Here is a 22,705-nt window from a genome sequence, read left to right on the forward strand (position 1 = left end):
CCGCGCTCCAGGCGTGGCGTCCTTGTAAGGGGGCGCCCGGCGCCCCCGTGCGCCAGACGCGGGAGAAGTTCCTCAGCGTGTTGAACGCGGTCGGGCCGGCGTTCGTCGTGATGACGATCCCGATGCCAAGAAGGGTACGAACACTGTGCGAACCTCCTCGTCCTGGAGCCCGAGCCGGTGGCTCGGCCAACTCCGCAACCGGCGCGGTCAGCGGCTCGGCTGGCTGGGGCGCCGCGCGGTGGGCACCGTCATCGCGAGCCTCGCGGTGCTCTCCGCCATCGTCGCCAGCATCGGCTGGGGCATCTCGGTGGCGGCCAACAGCAACGATCTCACCGGGCGGGCCATCTCGGACGACCAGATGACGACGATCGCCACGGCCGCCCGCTCCTGTCCGATGTTGACCCCCGCCCGGCTCTCCGGCCAGCTGATGGCCGAGTCCGGCCTCGACACCGCCGCGTCCGGCACGGTGTCCGGCGGTCGGGGCATCGCCGGACTCGACGACGGCGACTGGAAGAAATGGGTCCCGTGGCCGCAGGCGCGCCGCACGGACACCTCGGCCAACATCCTCGCGCTCGCCCACCAGGTGTGTGACCTCAGCGGGCAGCTGCGGCTGGCGAAGGTACCCGGGGACCAGTGGGGGCTCTCTCTCGCCGCGTTCCGAGCGGGGCTGGAGGCCGTACGGGACGCCGGTGGGATCCCACAGTCCGCCAGCGACTACGTCGACAAGGCCAACGCGTACGCCAACTACTACGCCACGTTGCCGCAGTTCGGTGACGCGAGCACGCGCGCTCAGTTCAACCCGACCGGAGCGCCGGCCGCCGTCAAACCCCTCCCCAACACGTACGTCCAGCCCCTGCTCGCCGCGGGCAAGGTCTGCGCACAGGTGCCGCCGTCCGCCGTCGCCGCGGTCCTCATGGCCGCCTCCCAGTTCAACCCCAACAGGTTGGGGGGGAAGAGCGAGCAGGGCATCGCACAGTTCCGCGCCGACCTCTGGCAGCGCTACGGCCCACCGAACGCCTCGGCCTGGAACCCCGCCGTCGCCATTCCGGCGGTCGGTACCGCCCTCTGCGAGATGGTCAAGGAGTTCTCCGCTCTCCAGGGCGACCCCTATCTCCTCGCGCTCACCGCGTTCCGGATCGGGCCGGACGCCGTCCGCCAGAGCGGTGGCACCCCGGACGCCGCCACTCAGGCGTTCCTGCGGGACGTCGCGTCCTACACCTCCTACTACGCGCTCGACACCCGCCTCACCGCCAAGCCCGCGGCCGCATCGCCGTCGCCCACCACGCCGGCGACCCGCCCAACCCCGGGCACCTCGCCGACGCCCTCCCCGACGGTCACGGCCACGAAGCCACCGGTGCAGAGCACCAAGCCAGCGGCCCGCAGCAACCAGCCCGCCGTCATGGCCAAGGACGCACGGGGCACCTACGGTCCGTACTTCATCTACAACAACGCGACCAAGCTCTGCGTCGACCTTCCCGGGTTCTACGGCGGTAAGACGGACGGGCCGGTGAACCAGTACCCGTGCGCCAAGACCGGCACGGACAACCAGGAGTTCGTCTTCATACCGCGAGCCACCAGCCCGGACGGGCACCAGAACTACTGGATCCGCAACATGGACGACAACTTCTGCCTCGACCCGCCCAGCACCGGCACCGTGGTCAGCAGCACCCCGCTCGGTGAGACCGTCTGCTACGACAACGACAACCAGTACTTCCAGCTCGAACCCAGGTTCGTGTCGGGCGGCTTCGAGTACTACCGACTCCGCAACACCGTCACCGGCTTCTGCCTCGACGCACCCGGGAAGGGCGAGTCCAAGGAAGCCCGCCTGGCGCTCGTCCCGTGCCTGGACAACGACGACCACGAATGGGCGCTCATGGAGAAGTCGGAGTGGTGACGCGCTCCTGAGGCACGCCGACACGGCCGGGCGAGGATCGGTTCCGATCCTCGCCCGGCCGTTTCCTGCCGAGTTCTCGTCCCTGGCGGTAGCCGGCCGGGCCCGGACCTGGGTGGTGAAAGAGCCAGCCTCAAGGCGTCGCGCACACCGACTGCTCGCACAACGTCCAGGCCGGCTCGCGCCTCGCGATGCGGGCATCCAGGCCCGAGCAGCCGGTAACGCGGGACGGAAAAACGAGAGCCGGTGACCCGGAGGCGGTGCCCCTCGGGGCCCCGACACATCCGCGTCACCGGCTCTTCCGGTGCGCCGCCGACTACCGGCGTTGCCCACCTACCGCTGGCTACCGGCGTTGCCTACCTATCGCCGGTTCACCGGCGTTGCCCGCCTACCGCTGGTTCACCGGCCTCGTCGCCCGTCTGCCGCTGCGGGATCGTCTCGTCCCGTGCCGATCCCGGCGGCGGGCCAGACTCCTCCAGGTCGTCCGGGGCGAGAACGCTGCCCCGGGCCCAGCGCCGGGCCCGCAGCAGGAGCAGCACGATCGCGGCCAGCAGAATGAACACCACGACGACGATCGCCACCGTACGCGCCAGGCCAACGCCGCTCCCGCCGGTCGCCGTGGCGGCACTCGTCTCGCCCTCGACCGCGGCGCTCACGGCCGCAGCCGGCTTGATCATTCCCCAGCCGTACTGGTGGTCTGGTGGCGCGGCGCCCATCCGCTCGGCGGTCACCTCGATGCGGTGCTTCACCTGGACCGCGTTGAGCGTGGGATAGGCGGATCGGACAAGGCTCGCCTGGCCGGCGACGAAGGCCACCGCGTACTGCGAGCCGCTCATGTTCACCGTGCCGCTCCCGTTGATGCCGAGGCTCTCGACGTCGACACCGGGAGCGACCACGTCCACCGTCGAGTCCTGGTACGCCTCAGCCAGCTTGCCGTCCGCGCCGATCCCGCCCACCAGGAGCAACGCGCCTGGAGTGCCGGAACCCTCGGAGGGCGCCGGTATCGTCGCGGACTCGGTGGGCGCGGGGGCGACGATGAGCACGTCCTGGGCCAACGCCTTGGTCACCGCCGCGGCCACCTCCGGCTCCGCCAGGCTGACGAACGAGCCGACGGCGATGACCGATGCCCCGGTGGAGACGGCCACCTCGATCGCGTTCACCGCGTCGGCCGACTTGGCCTTCGCGCCGTTGCCGACGACCCGGATCGGCAGGACGGTCGCGTCCGGCGCCATACCGCTGGGTACCTCGGGCTGGTCGGAGTCGCCGGCGATGATGCCGGCCATCGCCGTACCGGAGCCGAGGCAGTCGGAGTCGCCCTGACCGTTGCCGCTGGTGACGTCCGCGCCAACGGCCACCCGCCCGCTGAGCTGCGGCAGGCTCGCGTCGACACCCGAGTCGACCACCGCCACCATCACCCCGTCGCCTCGGGACCGTTCCCACGCGTCGTGCGGCGCCAACTGCTGCTGGGCCCAGTTCGACTGCTTGCTGGCGGCGGCGGTGCGACCGCAACTCCCCGCCGAGGCACCGCCGGTCCGCTTGGACGGCTTGGTGACATTGCTGGGCGGCTTGGTGGGGTCGACGCGAGGACCGCCGCCGGTGCTCGGATTCGTCGCCGGTTTGCCTGACGCCGCCGGCTTGCCCGCCGCGCCCGTACTCGGGGCCGCGGACGCCGTCGGCAGCAGCCCGTACCGCACGCCGTCACCGGCGGCGTCCCACGGAAGGACGAGCACCCAACCGGCGTGCAGGCGGGCGGGATCACTCAGCCCCGCCCCGTCCGCCTGGGGGCGCCCCGCGTTGAGCGCGTAAATCTCGGCGGACCGTTCGCCGCTGCCGAGCACCCGTACGGCGATCTCGGTCAGGTTCTCCGGCGCCCCCTGGTACGAGGCAGCCACCGCGTAGTACTTCACGTAGCCGGATGCCGTAGCCGGATCCGCGGTCGCCACTCCGACCGTCGTCAACTGGGCCAGTCCGCATGCCACGAAAAACACCGCGAGCAGCCGATACAGGTTCTTGCGTCTCGCTGGCACCGCCAGCCTCCTTCGCGTCACCGCGCGCCCGGTCGGACGTCGACCTGACGACGAACGCGTGCCACGCCGCGTTCAGGCAATCCGACGCGGAAGTCGAAATCGCGGTGTCGGGCGAGACGTCAGTCCGCGACGTCGAGCCGGATTGACCAGCGTCCGGCCGGCACGGAGCCGAGGATCACCGGCACGGCACGCCCCTGGGTCGCCCTGGCAAGCTGGCGGACGATCGCGGCCGGCTCCGGCAGACCCGCGCAGAGCACCACGTACGGCTCCGGGCGCGGCTCGTCGGCAGCTGGCAGCTCCGGAAAGCGCTCCAACCGGCGGGTACCCGGAACGGCCTCGTGGCCGAGCGCATCGCCGACGATGGCGACCCCGAGACCCGCGCCGCGCAACTGCCGGGCGTACGCGGCGGCGCGGCGGCGGCAATCGTCATCCGGCCCGACGATCGTCAGGACATCCGGGGTACGGGCGAGGTCGACGTGCAGCCGCCACCCGTCCCGGTGCCCGAGCACCAGCGGCACGATCGCCGGTGGGGGTTCCTCACCCTCGGCCAGCCAGGCATAGGCGGGTCGGCCTTCCCCAGGCGTCACCCCGGAGAGCCGTACGCTCACCGGACCGTCCTCGGTGAGCAGCTTCTCGCTCACGTCGGGCGTCTGGTCGTCCGCACCGGGCAGGGCGGGCCGCGGCTCGACCGGGCGTCCTGCGTCGGCCGCGCCGGCGCTCGTGGTCGCCGCGACCGGGTCGGTGGCGCGCGGTGCCCCGGCCTCGACGGTGGCGTCCTCCGGCAGTGGCACGTCGACGACCGGACGCCCGCCGCCGGAGGCGGACGGGACCGGTCGCGGCGGCGTCTCGGACCGCCCTGCCTCGGGCGTCCTGGGCCCGGGCGTGCGGGCCTTGGCGGTCTGTGTCCCGGGCGTCCGGGTGCCGGCGTTCGGGTCCGGCTCGGTGGTGGGGAGCGTCGCGGCGGACGCAGACACGCTGGGCACTCCGGGCGCGGCAGGCCGGCTCGCCGGCTCCGGTGGATCGCCGGGGTCGATCGCCGCACCCGGATCGGTCACCTTTCGGGGGCCGATGGGATCGATCGTTGGCCCGGCGGCGACGGCTGGTTCGGGCCCGGACGCCGGGCCGGTCGCGGCGCGCGCGGTGCGGCGTGACCCGCCGTGCAGCACGCGCAGCGCGAGGATGACCAGTAGGAGCGTGATCGCGAATCCGCCGATCCGCAGCAGGGTGCCGTCGATCTCGCGGTCCTCGTGGGCTGCCGCCCGCGGAGGCGGTGCCGAGGAGCCCTCCGTCGACGGCGCGCCGGGCACCACCGCCGGGATCGGTCCGGTGCGTACGCCCGGGCCCTTCGCGCCGGCGGGCAGCACCAGGATCCAGCCGGGCTTGACCGTCAGGGCGTCGGTCAGGACGTCGTCGTCGGGCTGGCGACGGCCGCGGTTGAGGTCGGCGATCTCGTGGTAGCGGTTGCCGTTGCCGAGCGTCTTGAGGGCAATCGCGTAGAGATGCTCGCGCTGGCCGTTGACCGGCTGACCGACCACGTAGTACTTGCCCGTCTCGGCCGGGGTGGCAGGCGCTCCCGGCGCGGCTGTCGGGCCGGACAGGGCCCCGAGAACGGCACCAGCGACCGCTGCGAGCACGAGCGCCAGCCGAGCCAGCATCGACACCTCCCACGATGTTTCCGTGGCACCGTACTCTCCGCCGTCACGGCCGTCGCGACCGTGACGGACCAGCGTTCCCTTTCGGGCGTCCCTCCTGCCGGGTCGCCGAGCCAGCGGCGGACAGAACACGGCGCGGCAACCCGAATGTCCCGACGGACGGTGAACCGAACCGGCCAGCCCGTCGTTGGGAGGCCGTCGACACGCGCCGGGATCGCCCCGGGCGCCGATCCGACGTGAGCCGCGAGAACCGGGTCGGTGCGACCCGCGACGAGAGGAGTTCGGCCATGCAGCCACAGCAGGAACCGTTCGGCCTGGAGGCGTTCGCCCAGCAGACCCGGGAGATGCAGGAACGGATGCAACACGTGCAGGACCGGCTGCTTGCCGCCGAGGCGACCGGGACCGCCGGGGACGGTCTGGTCAGCATCACCCTGACCGCGCGCGGGGAGGTGCGGCAGGTGTTCGTCGACCCCAGCCTCGCCGACCCCGCACGGTTGGGAACGTTGGAGGAGTTGTTGGCCGAGGCCTTCACCCGAGCCAACGAGGCGATGCGACGGCTGACCGACGACGGCATACGCCCGCTCATGCAGGACCTGGCCTGGCTGACCGACCGGCTGCCGAACTGACCGACGCGCACACCCGTCACGGCTGGTAACAGCTCATGATCAGCGTGGCCAGCTCGCCAAGCTCCGCGCCGCGGTCGGGGTACCGGGTGTTCAAGAGGTCGCGCAGGTGGCGGGCCCACTCTGTCGCGTCGTTCCCGTCGCGCAGGTACGCCCGGTTGTTCATGATGAGCCGGCGGGCCTCCGGGGGAATGATGGGCCCGTCGCCCCGCGCGCCGGCAGGCCGGCCCAGGCTGATCCTCAGCGCCTCCAGCACCGCCGCGTCCGCGCCGTACGACGGATCCTCGTCCGCGCCGTTCGCGAGTTCGACAAGCGGTTCCAGGGGCACGTCCGGCCCGGACCCCAACCACGCGACCAGCCGCTCGCGGCGGGTCTGGGGGTCCGGCTCGGTGAGGTACTCGAACGAGCGGGCCGTCTGGGTCTGCTCGGCCATCTTGAGGATCGCCCGGTAGACGCCGGCGTTGTTCCCGGCCGGCTGATCGGTGCCGGCGGCGAGGTCCGGGGCGGGGTGCCGTTGGAGGATCCGGTCGAGCGCGGCCTGGTTCTCCGGACGCAGCAGCTCCGCGCGACGGTCCCGGAAGATCTCCCGCCGGCGGGTCCAGTTCGACGCCGCCAGCCACTCGTGCAGCTCAGCGGAGAGCACGTCGCCGTACGCGGGTCCGACCCCGGTGCCGGCGGCGAGGTCCAGAGCGGCACCGACGCTCTTGACCCGCGCGGGCTCGGCGGGCTCCGGGAGGCGCACCTCCCAGAGCCAGTCGAGGCCGCGCAGCACGAGCGCGCCGGCACCGGCTGCCGAGGGCGTCTCGTCGGCGATCCGCCGTACGAGCGGCACGCCGTACCGCGCGAGCAGCGCATGGTCGCCCTCGGCGGGTTCGCCGGCGAAGACGACCACCGGCCGTACGCCCAGCTCGTAGTACGCCTCAAGGGCGCCGTTCAGATCGCCCCGGATCCGCCTGGCCTGAACCGGTCCGGCGCCCCGGCCGACCACGACCACGGGGGACTCGGACCAGGTGACCGCGTCCCCGCCCGAAGCCGTCCCCGTACGCGCCGCGGCCAGCCGTCGCGCGGCGGCGGCGACCGGAGCCAGAAAGCCCTCATCCGGCCTCGGCCCCACCAGGACCAACACCTGCTCGACCGTGGCACGCCGGGGCAGGCGGGGCCGCCGACCCGACGTGTTTGGCCGAGGCGGCTGCCCACTCCGCGAAAGGTCCTCGGTCCCGGGATTGGCCTGGGCGGGGCCGCCGGAGAGGCGTACGGGGCGCATCAGCTCACCGAGTCGCCAGTCCCCCGCCGGTTCCCCGGCAGACTCGTCGTGCGACAGCCCCAGGCGCGTCAGCACATCGTCGGGCAGCCGCACGATTTCCAGGCGCGGACCGCCTTCTCCGCCGAAGAGCAGGATGCGGTCCGTGACGCTGGTCAGCCGGTCGCGCAGCCTCGGCTCGCCGAGGAGAACGTCGAACAACGCCCGCCACACGTTGTCCGGATCGGCGAAGCCGTTGACCACCGCCGCGGCCTCGGTCAGCCGCAGGTCTCCCTCCCGGTTGTACAGGTCCCGAACCAGCCTCGCGGCCAGCCGGTAGAGCACCTGCGGCTCCTCGTCGGCGGTGAAGCGGCGGACCGGCGTCAGGACGCTTCCGCTGATCCAGCTCTTCGCCGACCCCATCGTCAACCGGTCCAGGTGCGGGAGATTCCCGCCGCCGGTGAGCGCGGAATCGAGACGGTCACGGACCGCCCAGCGGAGCTGCCACAGGGTCTGCGGCCCCGTACGCCAGTAGACCGACCGACGGCGCACGTCCATTGCCCTGGTGCTGGCGATGTCCTGGGCCGCTTCCCTCCCGCCGAACAGGATCCAGACGTCCTTCATCATCGTGCGCTGCGGCTGCCGGTAGTTGAGCTCGATCAGCTCCAGGAAGGTCGCGGTCACCGGATGGTTTCGGGCGGCCATGATGGCGGAGTTGCCGTACGTCTCGCCGTCGACGTCGCGATGCACCGCCCAGCCGTGGCGGTCGAACAGCTCCCGCAGCTCGGCGAGCAGGGCCACCGGGTCATCGTCGCGGACCTGGTTGTCGCCGTCGGTGTAGAGGCCGCCGAACCGTAGGAGGATCTCCCAGCGCAGGATGTCGGCAGCCTCCGCGAACCCCTCCGGGATCTGCTTCGCCATCGCCGAGCGGTAGAACTGGTCGGACCGCATCGGCTCGTCCCGATGGAACACCTCGTCCACCAAGATCAGCCGAATTCCGGCATCCCCCGCCCAGCGGATCATCTCCTGCGTCGGCGGCTCGCTGATCCACAGGGTGGTAACCACGCCGAACGGCGCCAGCTGGCCCGCCATCCGTGCCGCGTTCCCCACGAAGCGCTCGCGGTGGCCGTCGTCGCGCCCCAGCGGAGAGCCCAGCCAGATCATGGGCAGGTGCAGCGGCATCTCCAGCCCGTCGGGCCTGGTCCACACCTGCAGCGTGGTCGCCGGTCGGTCGCCCCATGCCAGATCGGCCCGGTCGAGGAAGTCGCCCAACCGGTCCGTCGGCAGGCTCGCCAGGCGTACGCCGCTCAGGAACTCGGGCGGCGGCGGGGGCACCCGTACCCCGAAGTAGTCAGGCCCGAGCCGGCCCTGCTCCGGGGCGGTGCGATCCATCCTGGACCGCAACAGGCGCACCAGCCGCTCCCGCCCGTCGGCGCCCGGGGGGCCTGCGGCCGGCACAACCGGAGATGAACTCGGGTCGGGCAGGTCGACGGGCTCGTCGACGTCCATCACCACGATGACCGGTGCCTCGAGCGACCGCTGCCCGGCGACGTTCCTGCCCGCGTCAGGTCCCGGCACCGGGTGGGAAACGGCTGCCGGAACCGGCTCGCCCAGCGAGACGCCCCAGCCAAGCCGCTCCTCGATCTCGGCCAGGTCCGTCCGCAGGGCCGCGATCCGCTCCTCGCTCACCTGACCGGTGACCACGGGGACCAGCCGCACCGGCACCGTGCGACGCACCACACCGTAGTCGCTGGCGCTGCCCCGCTCGGCTTTGGCCCGGATCAACAAACCGATATGAACCAGCAGCAGCGCGGAGCCGGTAGGCACCTCCCACCGTGCCGCAGAACCGGCGTGTGACAGCGGCATCAGATCACCGTCGGCCGGATAGGCGACCATCAGTCCCCCGTCGACGGGGTCGGGCAGGTTTGGCTGGACCGGGCCGGTCCCGGCCAACCACCACACGCCGTCGTCGACCTCGATCGGATCGACGGAGGCCAGCTTGTCCACCCACGCTTCGAACTGGCGGTACGCGGCGACGAGGTCGTCGAGCGATATCTCCGGCGCCGCCGCCAGTCGCTGGGCCCACATCAGGAGCAGCGGGAAGTCCTTGTCTGCCAGCCAGTCCATCCCATCCCACTCGACCGACAGGATCAGCTCGATGGCCTCGGTCACGTGCGAGGGCGGGGCCATGCCGGCAGCGCGAACGGCCGCGTGCACCCGCAACACCGCCGACAGCAGTTGGTGCTCCCCTGGCCACCGCTGCGCCAGCGCGGCGGCGGCCGTGCCGCTGGGCTCGTCCACGCCCATGACCTGCCGGCGCAGTTCGTCAGGCCCGGCATCGTCCCGATTCAGCTCCGCAACCGCTGCGATCCACAGTTCGACCTCCTGTGGGCGTACAGCCGTCGGCCGATCCGGATCGTCGCCTCGCACGCTGCCGATCGCGCGCTCCAGATCGCGCCAGTGGACCACCCGGCGTCCGCCGCCCAGCGCCGACAGCAACCGGTTCATCGCGGCCAGGTCCCGGGTCGAGAAGTCGACGCCGAACACCGCCGCCGTCAGGTACGCGACGTCGCGCAACGCCTGTTCCCGGGTGACACCGGCGCCCGGGTCGGCGGGTACGCGGGCGTCCCGCCACAGCACCGCCGCCTCGCCGGCGTCCCGTTCCAGCTCGGCCAACCGCCCCAGCAGGCCTTCGACGTCCACCCGAACCGGAGCCGTGTTCGCGCCGGCGAAGCGGTCGCTGGGCTGCGCCCACCGCAGTTCCGGCAGTGGGCTCCGCCCGCCATCCGGCTGGACCTTGGCGTTGGGAAACCACTGCCGCACCTGTTCGATCGCCTCGTCGGTCAGTCCGAGCCGGCTGGCGTCCACCCGCCGCACCGCGGCCCGAACCGTCGAGTCCAGCCGGATGTGGACGCCCTCCACCACCGCCCGCGCCGCCTCCGCGCGGTCCCGCATGGGCAGGGGCCTCAAGACCACGGCCAGCTCCGACAGGTCCACCCGATCCGGGCGGGACAGCAGCCGCCTCAGCAGCATCAGCTCTCCGCTCCGGATCACCGCCAGCCGGTTCGCCGCCTCGCCCGGTGGCGACTCGGCCGTTGCCAGCTGCCGCTGAAGGTTCGCCACCGCCTCGGTGAGATCGATCGGCGGGGAGCCGTCGCCGATGGCCGTACGGGTAGCCACCACCCGCTGGTACGTCCGCCGCGCCACACCGTTCAGCCAGCCGTGATGCCGCCGCAACTCCATCGGATCGCGCGCGACGTTCGCCGGCATCACGGCTTCTCCGAGCATGCGGTATTCGCCCACGACCAGTGCGGCGTGCCGCAGGTGCCCCTCGTTGGTGTCCACCTCCTCCATGAAGGTACGAATGTGCAGCGCCTCAAGCGGAGTGAGCGGCTTCTCCGGGTCACGCAGAAGCCCGTTGTCCAGCAACTGCCCGACGGTGAACGGCTTGCCGGGCAACTCTCCGTTCAGCAGGTCGACCCCGTGAAGGAACCAGGAGCGGTCCACGCTAAACGTCGCTGCGAACTCATTGCGGATCAGCGGCGCGTACGCCTCCAGGAAGCTCCGCAACTCCTCTGGCAGGGCCTTGAAGATTCCCGAGAGCCGGGTCCGGGGAGCCCACAGCAGGTAGTTCTTGAGCCCCGGCTTTGCGTGCTGGTAGTGACCCATCGCGACCGCGGCACCCACCGTGTAAAGGAGTGTGGCGTACCCGGCCAGCGTCACCGCAGGGGAGACCCTCGCCAGGTCCGGCGCTGATCCGCCGTTGAACAGTGCCGCCAGCCATCGCCCGAACTGCATGCCCTCCCGCAGCATCTCCTGCCCGGCGTAGGATAGGTAAACCTCCGTTCTTCCTGAAAACTTCAGCAGTTCCTCGTAATGCCAGTACATGCCCTCCAGCGGAATGCCCTCGGTGTGCTGTATGTAGGCCAGGTTTCCCCTGGCGGGCTCGATGAACGCGTCATGTTGGACGTTGAGTCCAGGAAACGCCTCGCCGACCGGCATCCTCTGGGTTACCGCGCCGAGGTCCCGCACCATCGCGTCGAATTCGCGGTAGCTCGTCTCGGGATCGGCCCCGATCCGCTCGTCGTCGAGAACGAGCCACGGCTTCCACGCCACGATCTCCGCGATCACGCCCATGTTGCCGTCGGCGTCGAGGCGCATGCCATCCCGCGTGCCGACCGTTCTCCTCTCGCCATCCGGCGGCCGACCGTCCGCCCAGGTGATCCAGTACCCGTCGAACTCCTCTTCCGAGCCCAGCAGTGCGGGGGTCCGGTCGCGGGCATCGAGGGGATCGGCTGGCTGGAACCGGGGCGCCGAGACGTTCGGGGTCGTCGACCCCACGTACGGCGACGCCACGGCGACGAACCGCGCGAGTTCCTCGGGCGTCACCCCGTGACCGGTCCCCGTGCCCATCAGGCCGGCGGCCGGCGGTTGACGCCGCCAGCGCCGCCGGTCGTCGCCGCCGTCGGGCGGCGGCAGGTTCTCCGGCGCCGGATGCCACAGGCCCAGCCCGTGCCCGACCTCGTGCGCGTACGCCTCCTCCGGCGCCCCGACCGGCCAGCGGTCCTGGGTCATCCCCCTCAGACCTCCGGCCACCACCTCGATCACCTGGTGCGGATCCGGCGAGTCGAAGTCCAGCTCGACGCGGAGCAGCGGCGTCCCGCCGTCCACGTCGAGCCGGTGCCCGGGCGCGTTGAAGTACCGCCGCACCCCGGCTTCGGCGGCCCGCCGGACCTCCGCCAGCTCGACCGGTCCGACCCCCGGGCCGGCCCGCAGGCGCAGCCGACGCCGTACCGTCCACTGCTGCGGCGTCGCCGACAGGTGGTAGCGAACCAGCGTCCGTTCACCGCTGCCCGACGTGCGACGCAGCAACGGGCGGCCGTCTGGGCCCTCCGGTGGCGTGAACTCCCATGGGATCGGCCGGTCCAGGGTCCCGGGCAGCGGTTCCCACAGGTCCGTGTCCACCTCGACCACGCGGGGCTCGGCGGAATCGAGGTGGAACTCGGCGCCGACGGTCGCCGTCGGCGGGTGCGGTCGGTCCACCGGTACGCCGGGCAGGTATCCCGTACGGTCGCCGTCGCCCACCTGGATGAGGATCTTGAGGTCTTCCGTCGACTCGCCGTGATTGGCGAGGCTGCCGTCGGGGTGCAGCAGCGCGATGTTCAGCCCGAAGGCGAGCACCGCCACCTGCAGGGCGATCTGCCCGGCGACGCCCCCGGTGTGGCCGGGCTTCGGCAGGTCGCGGCGTACCTCCTCGGCCCGCCTGGCGTCGATGCCGAAGGCCGCGTAGTGCCCAGGACGCGCCGCGAAGTCGCGGGCGAAGAAGTCGGCGAGATGCTGGCGGATCGTCTCGACAGTTGGCGTCCGGGTCTCGACGCTCGGCGTCCGGTCGCCGCTGCTCGGCGGGCTCTCGGCTTCGATGGCGGCCCGGATCGCGTCGCCCGCGAGGGACAGCAGCGAGCGGACCAGCCCGTCGCCGTCGAGCGGCTCCCCGGCGGCGGTAGGAACCGCACCGGGCAGCGTGGCGGGGACGGCCCGACCGGCGGCGCGCAGGGCGGCGTGCTGGGCGGGCGTCATCGGTGGCCGGCCAGTGGCCGTCGACCCTGGTCCCATGGCGAACCGGCGGGTCGTGGCGACGGCGCTGTGCTCGTACCACTGACCGGCCTCCGCGGGGTCCGGCGCGGCGACCAGGGCGGCCGGACCGTCGGCGAGCAGCTCGGCCATGGACTGTCCGGCGGGGCCGGGCACGGCGGCACGCGGATCGGTGAGCACCACCGTGACCGGGCCGTCCAGCCCGGCCACCGCCTCCGACAGCTCCGCCACCGGCATCGGGCCGCCGAGGACGCCGACGGTCTGCCGCTCCGGGTCCACCGGCCCGGGCACCACCAGTATCGGTCCGGGGCGGCCATCCTGGAGGCCCTGTCGCAGGTGGACCGCCGTGACGTAGTCAGACATGACCTGATCGGCATCCGCCACGTTCGGCAGGAGGAAGAGCCCGGCGCCGACGGGCACCGCTACCGGAATGCGCGGCCGGGAGCCGACGCCGTGCCGGGCCACCCAGGGGCGTCTCTCGGGCGCCATCAGGTCGAGGATCGCCTCGATGCGGCGGTTCACCCCGTCGGGTACCGGCAGGCCGGGCACCCCGACGATGATTCCCGGGCCGGTCCCCGTGGCCGCATTGAACGGCAGCGCCGGGGCGGTGACAGCCGGATCGAGCGATGCCGGCCGGAACCACGCGACCGCCGGTTCGTCGGCGGCGTCGCCCCGCCGGGCCTCCCCGACGACCCAGTCGTCGTCGTCCACGCCGAGCGCGAACTGGTCGGACCGTGGGGTCTTGCCCAGGTCGTACGGCGTGCCCTCCGGCGCGGTATCGGGATAGACCAGGTACGAGTGGTGCAGCGGACGCAGGGTATGGCGACCCGCTGCGTCCACCGGCACGAATGGCCCGTCATGCGGCGGGTCGTCATCCAGCCGCCGATTCGGGATGGACAGCACGCCGCGGGTGCCGCGCAACAACGAGGTGGCGAGATCCGCCGCCTCGGCCGGGGTCAGCCGTGGCCCGCCACCCGGAAGCCGGACCAGCTGCACGTCGTCGGTCAGCGTCTCCAGGTGGGAGACGTACGCCCGGATGACGGCGTAGTCGGTCACCGACGGATCGATCAGCAGCAGCTCATGGCCGGGTCGAGGCTCGACCCGATCCATGGCGGTCGGGGATGCCACGGGTGCCTCGCCCCGGTAGTAGACCCACCCGGCCCGGACCCTCGCGAGCCCGTGCCCGTCGGCCACCGCGCTCAGCCGAGCCTCCAGCCGCTCCTGCCAGAGCCGCTGCGTCGCCGCCGCCTGCCGGGCCCAGACGCGGGCGTTGCGGACGATCCGATAGCGGAATTCGGGCGGTTCGCCGAAGCCCACGCCGAGACCGGCGAGAATCGCGTCCTCTCGCGCGGTCAACGGTCCGCCGAGCCGGGCGAGACGCAACCGGTCCGCCTCGGTGATCAGGCTCCAGCGTCCGGTGACCCGACCGTTCCGAACACCATGCTCCGGCAGGCCGTAGGGATTTTCCCCCTCGCCGATGCGGTTCAGTTGCGACCGCAGCTCGTCGATGTCCGCCCGGCGGATCGCGCGTCCGGCGTCGGAAAGAAGCTCGTCCGGGCGGCCGACCGCGTCGGCCAGCAGCCGGTTCAGCCGGGCCTCCGCCCGCGCCGCGAAGGCCCGGTACGCCAGCACCACCTCGCCCCGCTCCCGCGGGTGCAGGCGACTGCCGAGACCTCCCCCGGTCAGGATCCGCGCCTCGGCGGCCGTCGCCGTCCCTGACCGGAAGTCCAACCACATTCGCAGTCGACGCAGCTCGGCCCGCAGTGTCGCGGCCTCGCGCCCCCTCGAACCGGAAAGCTCCTCCAGCAGTTTCTCGACTCGGGCCGCCAACGCCTCCCGGCTCAGCTGGTACGCCTCGCCGGAACGGCCGGTTGCCGCTGGCGTGCCACCGGCAGCGGTTCCGTCGGTGACAGGGGTCCTGTCCACGGCGGCGGCGATCGCTCTCTCCAGGGCGGCGGCCCGCCGTTCGCGCACGGCGGCCAGCTCGGCTGGATCGCTCGGCGCTCGGTCCACAGCGCGTTGTCCCGCCGGCCGATCCACCGCACGGCCGCCCGCCGCCTGTACGTCGGCCGATACCTCCGCCACCGGCGGGCCGGTCCGCACCGAGGAACGAGCCGCGATCACGCGCTCCAGAGCGGCGGCCCGCCGCTCGCGCACGGCAGCCACCTCGGCCGGATCGCTCGGCACTCGGTCCACAGCGCGTTGTCCCGGCAGCCGGTCCCCTGCACGGCCGCCCGCCTCCTGCACGGCCGCCGGTACCTCCGCCACCGGCGGGCCAGTCCGCACCGAGGAACTCGCCGCGATCACGCGCTCCAGAGCGGCGGCCCGCCGCTCGCGCACGGCAGCCACCTCGGCCGAATCGCTCGGCACTCGGTCCACGGCGCGTTGTCCCGCCGGCCGCTGCTCCGGTGCTCCGGCTGGCAGCCGGTCCCCTGCACGGCCGCCCGCCTCCTGCACGGCCGCCGGTACCTCCGCCACCGGCGGGCCAGTCCGCACCGAGGAACTCGCCGCGATCACGCGCTCCAGAGCGGCGGCCCGCCGCTCGCGCACGGCAGCCACCTCGGCCGAATCGCTCGCCGCTCGGTCCACGGCGCGTTGTCCCGCTTGCCGCTGCTCCGGTGCTCCGGCCGGCGGCTGGTCCCCAGCCGTGGCGGGCCGATGCCGGGCCGTGCTGGACCAGCCCGGGTTGTCGACGGTGGGCTCCCAGAACCGGTCCGGGCGCTCGGTCGTCGTCCTGGACCCCGAGACCTCCGGCCGCCTCGGCGCTACCCCACCGGCCTCGGCCGGACCACCCATCCGACGCGACCCGCCACTCGACGGCTCGGCCAGCTCAGCCGGCGGCTTGGGCGTACCCGCTGGGGGCCTGGCCCGCGTGATGCCAGCTTGCGACACGGGTACGTCGGCCGGGGCGGCGCTCTCCGCCGGGCTGCCGTCCACGCGCCGGCCCGGTCCAGACCAGGGTGACCCTCCGACTGTCTCCCTCGCCACCCGGCCGTCCGCTCCCACCCCAGGGCCCCGCCCGCCCGCCGGGGAGCCGTGCGGCACCTCCGGCCTGCCCCGGCTGGCGAACGGGACGAAATCGCTCGCCGCGTTGGCCAGACCGCCCTTCGCACCGGCCGGCTGGTTCCCGCGCCCGTCCGGCGTACGACCCGAGGTGCGGCCGTCGCCGGGGGAGTCGCCGCCCAGGGTGCGGCCGTCGCCGGGGAAGTCACCGCCCAGGGTGCGACCCTCGCCGGGAAAGTTGCCGCCCTGCGTACCCCCGGTGCGGCCGGAATCGCTACCGCTCGGCTTCGGTTCCGGCACACCCAGCCGGTAACCGTCGTCGTTGGTCAGCCCGAGCGGCTTGCCATCCGGTCCCGAGGCCCGGACGCTGAAACTGACCTTGTATCGCTCCCAGTAGTAGGCGTCGCCCTGCGGACCGTCCGCCGGTCCGTCCCCTACCGGCCGGGCCTTGGGCTCGGGCAGTCGCATCCAGCGGTCCGGTGGGTTCGTCGGGTCACCGCCGGCGTGCCGTCCGGCGGTGGCACCGCCGGGCAGCCGCACCCAGCCGTCTCCGTCCACGATGTGGATCTGGGCCGGGAATTCGTGGGTGCCAGGGCCGGTGGGCTCTTCCACGGGCACGATGGGCGGGCTGTCGCCGACGTCGAGGAACCGCCCGTTCAGGTCCTTGAGCAGGTACCACTTGGTGGCAAACCGGTCTTCGACCGCGCGCCAGTACCAGTTCGCCGGCCAGTCCCGCTCGACGACCGCCGGCAGGTCACGCGACGTCATCACGCCAGGTTTGCGGGACCCCTCGCCGTGTTCCGGTGCCGCCCTATCCCGCTCGGGCGGGCGTACGAACACGGTGTGCTCGGGCAGCGGTCGGATGCCGCCCGCGTGGTCGCCACGGGCCTGGTCCGGGCCAGCCGCCGACGGCCGTGGTCGCGCCGGGTCGGCCGGGGCCTCGGCGCGGTGGGCGTTCTCCCGCCGGAAGGCGGCGACCTGCGCGTCCGCCCACGGTTCGAGGCCCAGGAGCCGGTCGAGATCGTGTCGGATGTTCTCCCGGATCGCGGGCAGTTGGTCGGCCAGGCCCGCCCGCTCGGCGTTCACGACCTGCTGGCGGAAGCTGTCGAACAGCTGCTTGCCCGGCACCGCCGACCCGCCGCGCGCCGTCGCGTACCCGTCGAGTTCCCGCTCGATGGCCCGGAACTCCCGCTCGATGCGCACCTCGCGGTCGATCCGGGCTGGATACTCGTCGAGGATCCGCCGCTGCGCCGCCCGCAATTCCGAGTCCACACCACCGTCGCCGGTACGTGCGCGAACGTGCTCCCCCAGCGGCCCGTGCCCCTGCCGGACTGCCTCGCCCAGCTCGGTCCTGAGGTCGTCGGCGATGCGCCGGTACCCATCGACGGAGAGCGCGTCCGGATGATCCGCCCGGTGTCTGCGGCCCAGGGCCGCCGCGTCGAGGCTCAGCTGATCCAGGGCTTGATGACGCGCCGCCTCCGACGACAGGCGGTCGCGCAGGGCGGTGGCGTGCCCGCGTACGACCTCGGCCGCGGCCGAGACCGTCACCGGCCGCTCCGGCGGGGACGTACCGTGTGGCGCCGCCCCGGTACGCGCGCCGCGCGGCCCCTCGAAGAGGCCGGCCAGGTCCCGCTCGATCGCCGCGCCGTGGTCCGCCCGGGCCCTGGCCAGCTCCCGGTTCGGTACGTGGTGCGGCTGGCCGCCGCGTCGCGCGTCGCGGGTCCACTCCCCTGCCACCGCGTCGAACTGGCCGGCCGGGTCGAGCCCGCGGGCACGCAACCGTCCGAGCAGGTCGTCGAGCGTGGTGACGACCTCGTCGGCGCCGTCGACGGGTCGAGCCGACGGCCCGTTGTCGCCGAGCGGGCCCTCCTGGGCGGCACGGTCCGGGGACCATTCTCCGGTGCGCGGCCCGCCCGGCCGGCCGGTGGTTGCCGGCTGGGCCGGAGCGTCCGTGCCGCCGGCCCCCCGGTGGGCGGGTGCGGTCAAATCGCGCGACGATGCCTCCACCGCCGGACGCCCACCGGGCTCTCCGCTGCCGGGCCCGGGCCTGACGGCGGCGGCCGGTGGGGCGGTGTGCGTGCCACCCGCACCGACCGGGCCTGCCCGTCCGCCGTCCCGCGACACGGCGACGCCATCCGGCCGCCCGCCGTCCCTCGACGGCGCGGGTCCGCCCGCCCGCTCGCTGGAAACGGCCGGTCGCTCGCTCGAAACGGCCGGCCCGTCGCCCGGAACGACCGGCCGGCCCACGGGAGTGCCGGGCCGGGATGCGGGCAGCGAACGCTCGCCGGTTTCGGGCACGCCCGCCGACGAGCCCGCTTCCGTCGACGGATGCGCGGGCGGGCGCCGCGTACCGGCGCCGAGGTCCGCCCGTGTCGTGATCGGGTCCCTGGCCGACTCGTGGTCCAGGCGCCCAACGTCGCTCTGCCCCCGCTGGAACGGACGGGGCGCGTCGGCCAATGGCGCCTCCGGCCCGGTCGCCGCGCTCGCACCCGACGCGGAGCGACCGGGGCGCGGCTCGGCGGCCTCGGGCCCGGTGCTCGTGCCGGGGCGCGGCGAGGTGACATGGTGGGAATCCGGCGACGACCCGGGCGGGTTCCCAATGCCCGACGAAGCCAACGAACCCTGCGGACCCCGGCCGAGCGAGGGGGGCGGCTCGCCCGGACCACCGGGCCCGGTCGGAGTGCTCGTGCCCGCCCCGAGACGACCGGGACCGGGTTGCGTTGGGATGGACTCGGCACCGATGCGAGCCGGCGTGTGAGGCCGGGCGTCCAGGTTCGCCGGCCGGAGCCCGGAGGTGGAGGCCGTCGACTCGACGGGCGCGCGACCGTCGCCGACGGGGCGGGCCGGCGGTGGCGTGCCGGGCGCCTGCCCCGTCCGCGCCGGGGGCCCGTTTACGGCGGTGTCGGGCCTGGGCGAAGCCACCGGGCCGTCGCCGACCGCCTGGTCCGGGCGGCCGTGTCCGCCGGGACCACCGCCGGAGATTCGGGTCCTTGGCGCAGGGACCGGCGGCGGCCCGGTGGTACCGACGCCCTCGGTGCCGCCCGTCGCGGACTCGAAGTGGCCCGAGGGATAGTCGCCGGGCCGGTGGAGGTTGGTGCTCGACTCGATGTCCGCCGTCGTCGTGCGGACCGGGGGTGGCGGCGTGCCGGAGGCGCCCGCCCCGACGCGCGGTGGCCCCGGCTGGTCGGTCAGGCGCACGGGCGGAACACTTGTCGAACTGTCCCCGCCGGACGTACGTGCTCGGCCGGACGGGTCCGGCCTGGGACCGCCGAAGCGCAACCCGCCCGTCAGGTCGTTGATGTTCGGCAGGTCGAAGTTCACCTTGCCGAACCACTCGCCGCCCTTGCTGATGCGTGCAATCGGCTTGTTGCCACCGAATGCCAGTCCCGCCGCCCCGCCCATCAGGATGTTGAGGACCTCCATTCCCGGATCCGGCTGGAAGGGCACGCCCATGCCAACGCTCACGCCAGCCTGGACACCGAAGCTGATGCCGGCCGCCCAGACGATGCCGTTGACGATCGAGCCGATGGCGCTCGCCGCGCCCCTGATCACGGGAACGTAGGTGATCAATGACGCGATCAGGTCGCCAACGACGTTCATCGCCCGCATGATGGCGTTGAAGGCCGTCGCCATCCAGGCGAGCCGGGCCATGTTCGCCAACGCGCTGGCGAGCGGGCCAACGGCGGCCAGGAACAGGATCCCCGCCGCCCCGAGGATGCCCATGATGATGCTTATGAGCTCCCCGGCCTTCTTCTGCTTGATCGCGTCACGGACCCCGTTGGCCATGTCGTGCAGCGACTCGGACATGGACGTGCACGCGTTCACCATGTCGGTGATTCGCTGGTCGATCTGACCGGCCACGCGATCCGACTGGATGGCGGTCTCTCCGGTCCAGGTGATGTCCCGGGCCTGGCCGGTGGCCTTCTTCAGCTCGGCGAGCCGATCGCCGTACGCCTTCCAGCGATTCGCGAGTTCATCGATTTTGTCGGGATCGGGATGGTTCGGTGACGCATCGCCCACGCCCCCACCCCCGTTTCACGGACCCGTGGCGACGGTACGGCGACCGACGGCGACCGAGAAGATCCACGTTCGTCCGCCCACCGGTCCCGGAAAAGGGACGTTGCCGGCGGGGTCCCTACGCGCGACGGTGACGATGCGGGATCAGCGGACGACCGGACCGGTGGTCGGACAGTCCCGCGACGAGAAGGGTCTACCCGAAGGGAGGTTCCGGATGGCGGATCCAGCCAAGATCACACCCCCGCCGGCGGACGTGGCACCGCCGACGCTGAGCATCCAGACAACCTGGGAACGGGATACGAGCGCGTCGCCCCAGTGGTACTCGGGCCCGAAGATCGAGGTGCAGGATCCGGTAGCGCCGGACGCCGGTGCCAAGCCGCCGGAGGCCGTCCCGGACGTCAAGGCGTTCGAGGTCAGCACCGGCGACATCGAGGACCGGGTGATCGCGATGCTGAGCGAGCTCGACGGGCAGGTGAAGGACTACAACGACTTCAAGAGCTACGTCGAGGCCCGCAAAAACTGGATCTTCTCCGTGACGGACGAAGACCAGATCGAAGGGGACGGCAACCCGTACAACGGCGAGCAGGACAGCTACTTCCCGTACATGGTCAGCGGCCAGCAGGCACCGCAACCCGCGCCCGACGACTACGACGACAACTACTATGGGGCCAGTCCGGCACAGGTCACCCAGATCAATACGTACATGGACAACCTGCTGTTGGCGTGCGCCGACGTGATCCATCTGGTCGGTCAGTACGCGCTGACCGTCGACAACGCCGGCCAGATCTACGCCAACGTGGACTACGGCGCGAAGTTCCCCGACCCGCCGCCACTCAAACCCATCATCTAGCGCCGTCGACAGGGTGCCGTCGTCGGCGGGTCGGGCAGACTCACCCACGACGGCGGCCCGGGTGGTCGGGACCCGGACCGCCGGGCTTGTCGCCAGGTTCGGACGCGTCAGTCGACCAGGCCGCGCCCCATCGCGCTCAGCTCGCTGTACACGCCGTAGAGGCCCATGGCCAGCGGCGCGACCGCGAGGCCACAGAGCATTCCGACGATGTCGACGGCCGACCGGCGTCCGGCCGCGGCGGCGCCGCCCAGCGAGACGTCCCTGGTCGCGTCGGTGAGCGGTAGCTGGACCAGCGTGAGGGTCAGGCCGGTGCCGAGCACCACCAGCCCGCCGGCCGTGAGGACGAGCGCCGTGAGGCCCTGCCCACCCAACCGGTCGGCGAGCGCGGCGAGCACCGCGAACAGACCAATGAAGCCGCCCGCGCCGAGCATGACGGCCTCGCTGGCGAAGCCCGCCTGCTTGGTCCGGATGAGCAGCCCCGCGCTGGCGACGGCGGCCAACGCGATACCCCACCAGCCACCGGAGACCGCCAGCACCGGCAGCGCGACGGCGAGCGCGAGCACCGGACCCGCGATGACCACGGCGAGGATCCGCCGGGCGCGGACCAGCAGCATGGTGACCGCCTGTGCGATGGGCGCGCCCGGCTTCGGCTTCGGCGGCTGGGAGGCCCACGCCGAGATACTGCCGGCGATCCACTTCGAGCCGCCGAGCAGCGCGACCGCGGCGACCGTGACCGCCGCCGCCGCCTCGGCGGCACTCACCCGCAGCGCGAGGAACAGCGGCAGCAGGAGCGTGCCGACCAGGAGCTGCAGCTCGACCGCGAACAGGATGATCTCGGGCGTGGTGGCCAGCGCCATCACCACGCCGACGTTCGCGCCGACCACCAGCCCGACCCACCACAGGGCGGCGTCCATCATGGAGGCCAACAGCCCCCCGGCCGAGGCCAGGCACAGTGCCGCCGTCAGGGACATGATCAGGCACATCGCGGGCGGCACGGCCGAACGCCGCTGCCGTACCGCCCAGGAGGCGCCCAGCAGCACCAGTGCTGCGGCGGTCAGTGCGATGGCCGCCGTGACCCCGGCGTCGAGCCGCAGCAGGAGAAGACCGGCCGCGGCCAGCCAGGCCAGGGCGAACGCGATGACGACGAGACCACGCGGCGACTCGCGCCGACGGTACCCGGCGGTCTCGTCGGCGACGAGTTCCTCGATGTCCTCGATGGCCGGCTCGCCGCCGGGATCGCCGGCGACGTCGACCAGGTACAGCACCGCACCGTCGGCGATCCCGGCGTCGGCCAGGGAGTGCTCCAGCGCCAGCGGTGCCGCGGTCGCGGGGGCGAGGGACCACGCGGGCGGAAAAACGTCATGACTGTCCTGGCCACAGAGGTCCGCGAGGCGGGACGCGTACTCTCCGACGGGGGCTCCGGCGGGCAGGGCGACGTCGACCCGCCGCCGGGAGCCGACGACGGTCACCAGGCTGCGCTGGTCGGACATCTAGTCAGTGCCTCCACGTCTGGGTGTTGGCGAGCTCGGCCTCGGTGTAGTTGTCGTAGTTCACCCGGAGCGCGTGTGCGATCATGCCCAGCACCCCTTCCGGGCCGAAGAGCCCGTCCGAGGCCACGTTCCACGCCAGACGCTGGTCCTCGAAGAACGTGGCCGACTCACCGGTCCAGGTGGTGGAGATCGGCGATAGCTTGCTCTCCAGCATGACGAGCTGGTCGATGATCTCTCCCGCGACGCCGTTGATGTACGGGGCGGCACCCCCGAGGGACTCGGGGACCTTCAGCGGGGTGTTGTAGATGTCGGGCATGACA

8 protein-coding genes are annotated in these 22,705 nt (G+C 72.8%); 3 read left to right on the plus strand and 5 right to left on the minus strand.

Translation table 11 applies throughout. The features are described from left to right. The first annotated feature begins 145 nt into the window (after positions 1-145). On the plus strand, positions 146-1,894 hold the full coding sequence (locus tag JOD64_RS33700) for a ricin-type beta-trefoil lectin domain protein (RefSeq protein WP_204940870.1): 1,749 nt from the start codon (positions 146-148) through the stop codon (positions 1,892-1,894). A 368-nt stretch (positions 1,895-2,262) separates the two neighbouring features. Here JOD64_RS33700 and JOD64_RS33705 read toward each other — a convergent pair whose 3' ends face one another. Both JOD64_RS33705 and JOD64_RS03460 read right to left on the minus strand, forming a co-directional pair. Next, positions 2,263-3,918, minus strand: a complete 1,656-nt coding sequence (locus JOD64_RS33705; RefSeq protein ID WP_204940871.1) for a S8 family serine peptidase — start codon at positions 3,916-3,918, stop codon at positions 2,263-2,265. Between the two features lie 119 nt (positions 3,919-4,037). Next, entirely contained in the window at positions 4,038-5,573 is a 1,536-nt protein-coding gene (locus tag JOD64_RS03460; protein WP_204940872.1) for a hypothetical protein, read from the minus strand. 284 nt (positions 5,574-5,857) lie between these two features. On the opposite strand from JOD64_RS03460, the gene JOD64_RS03465 reads away from it, so the two are divergent. Beyond that, positions 5,858-6,196, plus strand: a complete 339-nt coding sequence (locus JOD64_RS03465; protein ID WP_204940873.1) for a YbaB/EbfC family nucleoid-associated protein — start codon at positions 5,858-5,860, stop codon at positions 6,194-6,196. 16 nt (positions 6,197-6,212) lie between these two features. Here JOD64_RS03465 and JOD64_RS03470 read toward each other — a convergent pair whose 3' ends face one another. Then, on the minus strand, positions 6,213-20,048 hold the full coding sequence (locus JOD64_RS03470; RefSeq protein WP_204940874.1) for a hypothetical protein: 13,836 nt from the start codon (positions 20,046-20,048) through the stop codon (positions 6,213-6,215). Between the two features lie 211 nt (positions 20,049-20,259). Between JOD64_RS03470 and JOD64_RS03475 the strand changes: the two genes are divergently transcribed. After that, the gene (locus JOD64_RS03475) at positions 20,260-20,895 is read left to right on the plus strand and encodes a hypothetical protein (RefSeq protein ID WP_204940875.1); all 636 of its coding nucleotides are present in this window, start codon (positions 20,260-20,262) and stop codon (positions 20,893-20,895) included. 107 nt (positions 20,896-21,002) lie between these two features. Here the strand turns inward: JOD64_RS03475 and JOD64_RS03480 are convergent, their stop codons facing one another. Both JOD64_RS03480 and JOD64_RS03485 read right to left on the minus strand, forming a co-directional pair. Then, positions 21,003-22,385 (minus strand): EsaB/YukD family protein, encoded by a 1,383-nt coding sequence (locus JOD64_RS03480; RefSeq protein WP_204940876.1) that lies wholly within the window; start codon positions 22,383-22,385, stop codon positions 21,003-21,005. 4 nt (positions 22,386-22,389) lie between these two features. Continuing rightward, on the minus strand, positions 22,390-22,701 hold the full coding sequence (locus JOD64_RS03485; RefSeq protein ID WP_204940877.1) for a WXG100 family type VII secretion target: 312 nt from the start codon (positions 22,699-22,701) through the stop codon (positions 22,390-22,392). Between the last annotated feature and the right edge of the window lie 4 nt (positions 22,702-22,705).

It is taken from the genome of Micromonospora luteifusca, assembly GCF_016907275.1.
Classification (GTDB): domain Bacteria; phylum Actinomycetota; class Actinomycetes; order Mycobacteriales; family Micromonosporaceae; genus Micromonospora; species Micromonospora luteifusca.